This window comes from Mycobacterium asiaticum (genome assembly GCF_001673635.1).
GTDB classification, from domain to species: Bacteria; Actinomycetota; Actinomycetes; order Mycobacteriales; family Mycobacteriaceae; genus Mycobacterium; species Mycobacterium asiaticum_C.
In genome coordinates this window covers 144,114-152,131 of record NZ_LZMH01000055.1, presented here as the reverse complement: position 1 = coordinate 152,131, position 8,018 = coordinate 144,114, and the positions used below count along the sequence as shown (strand labels likewise).

Here is an 8,018-nt window from a genome sequence, read left to right as displayed (position 1 = left end):
AATTAAGCCATAGCTCCCCCCTTTAGGCGGGGCGCCCCTTGCGGCAAACCACCCCCCCACGCCGCGGGGGGGGGTGTTTTCGCGTCTGCTCACCCCGGGGACCTATCGAACACGCGTTCGCAGGTCCGTCAAAGTAGGCTTCGAGCCATGCGGGTTGGCGTATTGGGAGCTAAAGGAAAAGTTGGCGCGACCATGGTCCGGGCGGTCGAGAACGCCGAGGACCTCACCCTGTCCGCGGAGGTGGATGCCGGCGACGCGCTGAGACTGCTGACCGATGGCCAGACCGAGGTCGTGATTGACTTCACCCACCCGGATGTGGTGATGGGCAATCTGAAGTTCTTGATCGACAACGGGATTCACGCTGTGGTGGGCACCACGGGTTTCACGCCCGAGCGCATCGCGCAGGTCGAGGAATGGCTCGCCGCCAAACCCGGCACGGCGGTGCTCATCGCCCCGAACTTTGCCATCGGTGCGGTGTTGTCCATGCATTTCGCCAAACAAGCCGCCCGCTTCTTCGAGTCGGTCGAGGTCATCGAGCTGCATCACCCGCACAAAGCCGACGCGCCCTCGGGCACCGCCACCCGCACCGCCAAATTGATCGCGGAGGCGCGAAAAGGTCTGTCGCCCAATCCCGATGCCACCAGCACCAGCCTGCCCGGAGCGCGCGGCGCCGACGTCGACGGCATCCCGGTGCACGCGGTGCGGCTGTCCGGGCTCGTCGCCCACCAAGAGGTGTTGTTCGGCACCGAAGGGGAGACGCTGACCATCCGGCACGACAGCCTCGACCGCACGTCCTTCGTTCCCGGTGTGCTGCTCGCGGTGCGCCACATCGCCGAACACCCCGGGCTGACCGTAGGCATAGAACCCTTGCTTGACCTGCAATGACGCGCACGCTGCGCATCCAGCTGCTCATCGCCTTCCTGTGCCTGGCGATGCTGGTGTACTTCGTCCTGCTCGGCCGCATCGCCGTCGGCATGATCGGCTCGGGGCGCGGCGCCGCCGTCGGCTTGGGCGTGGCGATCCTCGCTATGCCGTTGCTCGGGCTCTGGGCGATGGTCGCGACGCTGCGGGCCGGGTTCGCGCACCAGAAGCTGGCCCGGATGATCGCTGACGACGGGATGGAGCTCGACGTCAGCGCGTTGCCGCGCCGGCCGTCCGGACGCATCCAGCGAGGCGCGGCCGACGCCCTGTTCGACACCGTGCGCAGCGAGCTGGAGGACGACCCGGACAACTGGCGTCGCTGGTACCGGCTGGCACGGGCCTACGACTACGCGGGGGATCGCCGGCGGGCGCGGGAGGCAATGCGGACAGCGGTTCAGCTGGAGGCGCAAGGGTGACCAAGAAGCTGCTGATCATCCACCACACGCCGTCCCCGCATTGCCAGGAGATGCTCGAGGCGGCGCTGGCCGGGGCGACCGATCCCGACATCGAAGGTGTCGAGGTGATCAGACGACCAGCGCTGACGGTCTCCCCGGTCGAGATGCTGGAAGCCGACGGCTACCTGCTCGGAAGCCCGGCGAATCTCGGGTACATCAGCGGCGCGCTGAAGCACGCCTTCGATCAGAGCTACTACCAGCTGCTCGATTCCACCCGGGGGCGGCCGTTTGGCCTGTATCTGCACGGCAACGAGGGCACCGAGGGTGCCGAGCGCGCGGTGGACGGGATCACCGCCGGACTGGGCTGGGTGAAAGCCGCCGAGTATGTGCGGATTTCGGGTAAGCCGAGCAAAGATGACTTGCAATCGTGCTGGGAACTCGGTGCGACCGTCGCCGCGCAACTGATGGACTAGGTGTAAGTCGGCCGGAACGCGTCGGCGGGCTGGCCCAGCGCCAACGCCGAACTGGTGCCGAAGGGACCGTGCCGGTCGAACAGTATCGCGCTGCCGGTGGCGACGCCGGCAGCGCCGAAGTGACTCTGCGCCGCCAAGCCGATGTACTCGCCGTCCGGGAGCCGGCTGGCGGTCACCGTGTAGTCGGCGTTGATGTAACGCAATCCGACCGTGCCCCAGTGGGTTAGCGAACTTGTCACGTCGCCGACGAAAGCCAGGCGCGTCAGCGGGGTCAGTGCAAACCCGTGCACCATGGGGCGGAAGAGCCGCGTCCAGGCGAATTTCTGCGAGTGCGCCTGTTCCCATTCGCCCGCCGCGATACCGGGATTACCCGCCTGGGTCGCACCGTAGCCCCAGATCAGGAACGGCATGTCGGTTCCGAAGCCCGCGGAGCTGTTCGGCAGCGGTGGCATTTGCACCGGGGCCGTCCACACCTCTCCGTCGGGATGCTCGCCCTGCCGGAGGAACAGCGCGCCGGCTCGGGCGACGGTCCTGCCGTTTTGCAGCAACGCACCGTCGATGAGCTTGATGCGTCGGCCTTCGCGCTGCACCGAAGTCTGGATCTGCACCGGCTCGAGCAGTGCCGGGCGCAGCAGGTCGACGGTGATCCGGGCCGGCACGAACTCCGGGTCCAAGCCGGTTTGCTCGATACCCCAACCCAATAGGCCACCGACGATCTGACCGCCCATCGCCGCACCCCACGGCCCGCGCGTCATCGGACCCGGCAGATAGGAACCACCGTCGACAGTGAAGAACGCCTCGGGCATGATGGCGGCATCGTCGATGGTCACCGGTATCACGATAGGACACCCGAGAGCGAGGTGCGGGCATGGCTCCCAATGCCCCCGTCATTGAAATTTCCCGTAGCCACAACCCATTCCAGCGATCCGGGATCACCGTCGACGACGCCCACGTCCCGCACTACGACGGGATCCCGCCCACCCTGCTCGACCTGCTCGCTCAACAGGTCAAAGACCGCCCGGACAGTGAAGCCGTGGTCGAGCTCGGGTCGGATCGGCTGACCTACCGGCAGTTGTGGGACCGCGCATCGCGAGTTGCCGGCGGACTGCGCGCGGCCGGGTTGCAGCGGGGCGAACGCGTCGCGGTGCGCCACCCCGCGGGCATCAATTGGGTGCTTGCTTTCTGGGGCACGGTGATGGCCGGCGGCATCGCCGTCGCTGTCAACACCAGGTCGGCGCAGCCGGAGGTCGAGTTCGTCCTCTCCGACGCCGGCGCGCGCATCGACCTCGCCCCGGACAGTCCGATGCCCGACGGACGCCCTTATGTGACCGAACAACTCGACCGCACCGACGTTGCCGCGCTGTTCTACACCTCCGGCACCACCGGGCACCCGAAAGGGGTGCCGACCACCCATGAAGCCTTCGTCACCAACACCGAGAACGGTGTCCGGTGCCTCAACCAACCCAGGGACATCGGTGAAGACATGCGCACCCTCATCTCGGTGCCGCTGTTCCACGTAACCGGGTGCAACTCACAACTATTGGCGGCCACCGCAGTCGGCGGAGCGGCGGTCATCATGCCCGCGCTCAATCTTGACCAGCTTGTCGCAACGCTGGCCGCGGAGCGAATTTCGGTCATGGTGACGGTACCGGCGATCTACGCCCTCCTGTTGCGGCACAGGGACTTCGCGGCCGCCGACGTTTCCGGGGTGCGCTGGGTCGGTTACGGCGGTGCGCCCATTGCACCCTCCCTGGTGCGCTCGGTCAAGAACGCCTTCCCGCAAGCCACCGTGTTCAACGGGTACGGGATGACCGAGACCGCATCCGTGATGACGGTGTTGCCGGACGCAGAGGCGGTCGAGCACGCCGACTCGGTGGGCTACCCCGCGCCCTCGGTGGATCTCGGGGTAATTCCACTCGACGACGGTTCCGGTGACCTGATCGGCGAATTGGTTGCCCGAGGCGCCAACGTCACCGCCGGCTACTGGAATCGGCCCGATGCGACCGCGGCCACATTCGTGGACGGTTGGCTGCACACCGGCGACGTGGTTCGCGTCGACGACGCGGGACGGGTGCACATCGTCGACCGGCTCAAGGACATCATCAACCGCGGCGGTGAGAACATCTCCAGCGTCGAGGTCGAGGCCGCGCTGCTGGCAGCCCCCGGGGTCGCCGACGCCTGCGTCCTCGCGGTACCCGACGAGGTGATGGGCGAGAAGGTCGGTGCGGTGCTCGTCGGCGAAGAGGTCGACGTGCCGGCGGTGCTCGAACACTGCCGCGAACAACTGGCCGATTACAAGATCCCGCAGTACATCACCGTGACGGCGGCGCCCCTGCCGCGCAACGCCGGCGGAAAGCTGCTCAAGGGCAAGCTCCGCGAGCAGGTGCAGTGGAGTCAAGCCCTGCGCTGAACGCGGCACATCGCCCCTGAGTTGTCCTCGGGACGACGATTGTCATCACGTCAGTCCGGCGTGCGTAGTCGTAGCTACGCCGCGGCAATTTCGATCGTGATGCACAAATGGACGGCGGGGATGGGACCTTCTGAGGCAGGCCGTAACGTATGCCGTATGCGGCCCCAACCGCGCGACGGCGACACCACCCTGCTGATTGCGAACCGCGGCGAGATTGCCCTTCGAATCATCCGCACCGCAACTGAATTGGGTATCCACACCGTCGCGATCTACGCTGACGACGATGCCGAGAGCCCGCACGTCCACGCGGCCGACGAAGCGCTCGGCGTGCCGGCCTATCTGGACCAGGCGGCGATCCTGGCGGCCGCCAAAGACTGCGGCGCGCAGCTGATCCATCCCGGTTACGGATTCCTCAGCGAGAACGCCGAATTCGCCCGGTCCTGCGCCTCGGCCGGTTACACGTTCGTCGGTCCTGACGCCGATGTACTCGAGCTGGTCGGAAACAAGTCGTCGGCCCGCACGGCCGCGACCGCCGCCGGCGTGCCCGTGCTGGCCGCCACCGAAGGGCCCAGCAGCCTCGAGGATGTCCGCGCTTTCTTCGCCGGCACGGGTGGACCGATCATGATCAAGGCCCTCGCCGGCGGCGGCGGGCGGGGGATGCGCAGGGTCGAACGGGCCGACCAGATCGACAACGCCTACCGCCAATGCTCCGCGGAGGCACAACTCGGCTTCGGCAACCCGTCGGTCTTCGCCGAGGCCTTGCTAGCCGGTGCGCGACACATCGAGGTGCAGATCGTGGCCGCACCGGTCGGCCACCAAACCCGCGCGCTGGCGCTGGGCGACCGCGACTGCAGCATCCAGCGCCGCTACCAGAAGCTGGTGGAAATCGCCCCCGCGCCCGCACTTTCCGACGATTTGCGGCGTGCCCTGCACCAGGCCGCGGCTCGCGTTTGCGCACGCGTGAACATCCGCGGTCTGGCGACCGTCGAATTCCTGGTCAGTGGCGATGAATTCGTCTTCCTGGAGATCAACCCGCGGATCCAGGTGGAACACACCGTGACCGAAGAAGTCACCGGCGTCGACCTGGTGGCGATACAGCTGGCCATCGCCCGCGGCGCGTCCTACTATCAGCTCGGCCTGCCATCCGGAATCGCCTCCGATGGAACGGAAGTCATCGGTGAGCCCGCCGCGCGAACCGGCATCGCCATCCAGACCCGAGTCAATATGGAGACTTTCGGACCGGACGGATCCGTCCTGCCCGCGACCGGCACCCTGACCCTGTTCACGCCGCCGAGCGGTCCCGGGGTGCGGGTGGACACCTACGGCCGGACCGGTCTCGTTCCCAGCCCGCGGTACGACTCGCTGCTCGCCAAGGTCGTCACCCACGTGCGAGGCAACTCGATGGCCGCAGCCGTTCGAAAGGCGCGCACGGCTCTGGGTGAGTTCACCGTCGCAGGTATCGCCACCAACATCGACCTGCTGCGAGAGTTGCTGGCGGACGACCAGGTTCAGCGAGGTGGGGTCTCCACCAGCTTCCTCGACGACAAACTTCCCGAACTTGCCCGGGCGACAACCCGCGCGCAGCAACACCACACCCCCGTCGGGGTCGAGCTCTACCCCGGCGAGGAGGTGCTGCGCGCTCAGCTGGCGGGCACGGTCGTCGAAGTTGCCGCCGAAGGAGTCGACATCGGTGCCGGCGGACAAGCGGTCGTGTTGGAGGCCATGAAGATGCAACACGTCCTGTCCGCGCCCGAGGCGTTGCGGACGGTCCGCGTCTTGGTCCGCCCGGGCGACGTGGTGGGCACCGGAGACCCGCTGCTGGTGTTCACTCGCACAGGTGCCGGCGAAGGCGGTCAATCGCAGTCAGCCCAAACCGATCTCGACCAATCCCGCGCCGATCTCGACGAAGTGCGCCAACGGCACCTGGTCACCCTGGACGAGGGGCGGGAAGCCGCCGTGGCCAAGCGGCACAAGCAAGGTCGCCGGACCGCCCGGGAGAACATCGCCGACCTGGTCGACCCCGGCAGCTTCGTCGAGTACGGCGCCCTGGTGATCGCCGCACAACGCAGCCGACGCTCCGAAGAGGACCTGATCGCCAACACCCCGGCCGACGGGCTGGTGGCCGGCATCGCCACGATCGGGGCCGACCGGTTCGGGCGCGACGCCGCGCAGGCCGTCGTGGTGTCCTACGACTACACCGTCCTGGCCGGCACGCAGGGCATGCGTAACCACGCCAAGACCGACCGCGTCTTCGAGCTCGCCACCCGAAAACGATTGCCGGTGGTGGTCTTTGCCGAAGGCGGCGGCGGACGGCCCGGCGACACCGACGTGGGGGGCATGGCCGGACTGGACGTGCCCACCTTTCGGATGCTGGCGGCGCTGTCGGGCACGGTGCCGTTGGTGTCGATCGTTTCCGGCCGTTGCTTCGCCGGAAACGCGGCGCTGGCCGGGGTCTGCGACGTGATCATCGCGACGCCGGATGCCAATATCGGGATGGGCGGGCCGGCGATGATCGAAGGCGGCGGGCTCGGCGTGTATCCACCGGAAGCGATCGGGCCGATCGACGTACAGCGTCGCAACGGCGTGGTGCATCTGGTTGCCCGCGACGAAGCGCATGCGGTGGCGCTGGCAAAGCAGTATCTGGCCTACTTTCAGGGCGCCGACCAGGAATGGCAAGCCCCCGATCCGCGGCTGGCCCGACATGTGGTGCCGCAGAACCGGTTACGCGCCTACGACGTGCACCGTGCGATCGAGTCGATCGTGGACGTCAACTCGGTGCTGGAACTGCGGGCCGACTATGGCGTCGGCATCGTCACCGCACTGGTCCGGGTCGAGGGCGCGCCCTACGGCTTGGTCGCCAACAGCAGCCACCATCTTGGCGGCGCGATCGACGCCGAAGCGGCCGACAAGGCCGGCGACTTCCTCACCCTGTGCGAGTCCTTCCGGCTGCCGGTCATATCCCTGTGCGATACCCCCGGGTTCATGGTCGGGCCGGAAGCGGAGAAGGACGCGGCGGTGCGACGTTTCGGCCGGATGTTCATCCATGGGGCCCGGCTGACCGTGCCGTTCGGCATGATCATCCTGCGCAAGGGCTACGGTCTGGGCGCGATGGCCATGGCCGGCGGCTCGTTCCGCGCGCCGCAGTTCACCGTCGCCTGGCCCACCGGGGAGATCGGCGGCATGGGCCTGGAAGGCGCTGTGCGCCTTGGGTTCAGCAAGGAATTGGCCGCTGCCGCCGACGAAGTGAAACGTCAGGCGCTGTTCGACAAGCTCGTCGCCGCGGCCTACCAGCACGGCAAGGCGCTGCGCGCCGCCACCACGTTCGAACTCGACGACGTGATCGACCCGGCAGAGTCCCGGAGCTGGATCACCGGGCTTCGGGAACTCTGAACGGTTCAGATATCAGGACTCGTGTATCAGGCGTGACCGGAGCCGCAGCCGACGCCGGGCAGACAGCCTTCGCCGCCCGGGATGCCACCCGGACCCCAGAACTGGCCGCCGTTGCCGCAGCCGACACCCGGGATGCAGCCCTGGCCACCGGGACCGCCGCCGGGCCCGCCGTCGAGGCCGCCCGACCCGCAGTTGCCATTGGGGTCGCAGCCCCCACCGCCCGGGTCCAGCGGAACGAAGTGAGTTATGCCGGTACTGGGAGTGCCTGGGCCCGCCGTGACTACGTCGGCTGACGCCATCGGCGCCGCGGCGATTGCTGCAGCGACGGCCCCGGCCACCACCAGTGGTTTCATGAGGTTTAGTTTCGCTAACATACCTGGCGCATACCACGTGCGGCAGGGTTGAAAACCTGAAAAATAGATCGGGCGT

7 protein-coding genes are annotated in these 8,018 nt (G+C 67.6%); 5 read left to right on the top strand and 2 right to left on the bottom strand.

The annotated features are described in order from the left end of the window. Positions 1 to 147 precede the first annotated feature (147 nt). The 3 genes from dapB to A5645_RS16375 are packed head-to-tail and all read left to right on the top strand — an operon-like array spanning position 148 to position 1,789. Complete coding sequence (dapB, locus tag A5645_RS16385) at positions 148 to 885, top strand: 4-hydroxy-tetrahydrodipicolinate reductase (RefSeq protein WP_065130249.1); 738 nt, start codon at positions 148 to 150, stop codon at positions 883 to 885. Further along, on the top strand, positions 882 to 1,337 hold the full coding sequence (locus A5645_RS16380; RefSeq protein WP_065038193.1) for a tetratricopeptide repeat protein: 456 nt from the start codon (positions 882 to 884) through the stop codon (positions 1,335 to 1,337). The genes dapB and A5645_RS16380 overlap by 4 nt, the downstream gene beginning before the upstream one ends. A gap of 50 nt (positions 1,338 to 1,387) precedes the next feature. Beyond that, on the top strand, positions 1,388 to 1,789 hold the full coding sequence (locus A5645_RS16375) for a flavodoxin family protein (protein WP_172830547.1): 402 nt from the start codon (positions 1,388 to 1,390) through the stop codon (positions 1,787 to 1,789). Here A5645_RS16375 and A5645_RS16370 read toward each other — a convergent pair. After that, a complete protein-coding gene (locus A5645_RS16370) occupies positions 1,786 to 2,619 on the bottom strand; it encodes an acyl-CoA thioesterase domain-containing protein (RefSeq protein ID WP_081288382.1) in 834 nt (277 codons plus the stop codon). The genes A5645_RS16375 and A5645_RS16370 overlap by 4 nt on opposite strands. A gap of 38 nt (positions 2,620 to 2,657) precedes the next feature. On the opposite strand from A5645_RS16370, the gene A5645_RS16365 reads away from it, so the two are divergent. Both A5645_RS16365 and A5645_RS16360 read left to right on the top strand, forming a co-directional pair. Then, a complete protein-coding gene (locus tag A5645_RS16365) occupies positions 2,658 to 4,199 on the top strand; it encodes a class I adenylate-forming enzyme family protein (protein ID WP_065130246.1) in 1,542 nt (513 codons plus the stop codon). A 156-nt stretch (positions 4,200 to 4,355) separates the two neighbouring features. Further along, a complete protein-coding gene (locus A5645_RS16360; protein ID WP_065130245.1) occupies positions 4,356 to 7,589 on the top strand; it encodes an acetyl-CoA carboxylase family protein in 3,234 nt (1,077 codons plus the stop codon). A gap of 26 nt (positions 7,590 to 7,615) precedes the next feature. On the opposite strand, the gene A5645_RS16355 is transcribed toward A5645_RS16360, so the two are convergent. Next, on the bottom strand, positions 7,616 to 7,942 hold the full coding sequence (locus A5645_RS16355) for a PE-PGRS family protein (RefSeq protein ID WP_065037577.1): 327 nt from the start codon (positions 7,940 to 7,942) through the stop codon (positions 7,616 to 7,618). Positions 7,943 to 8,018 lie beyond the last annotated feature (76 nt).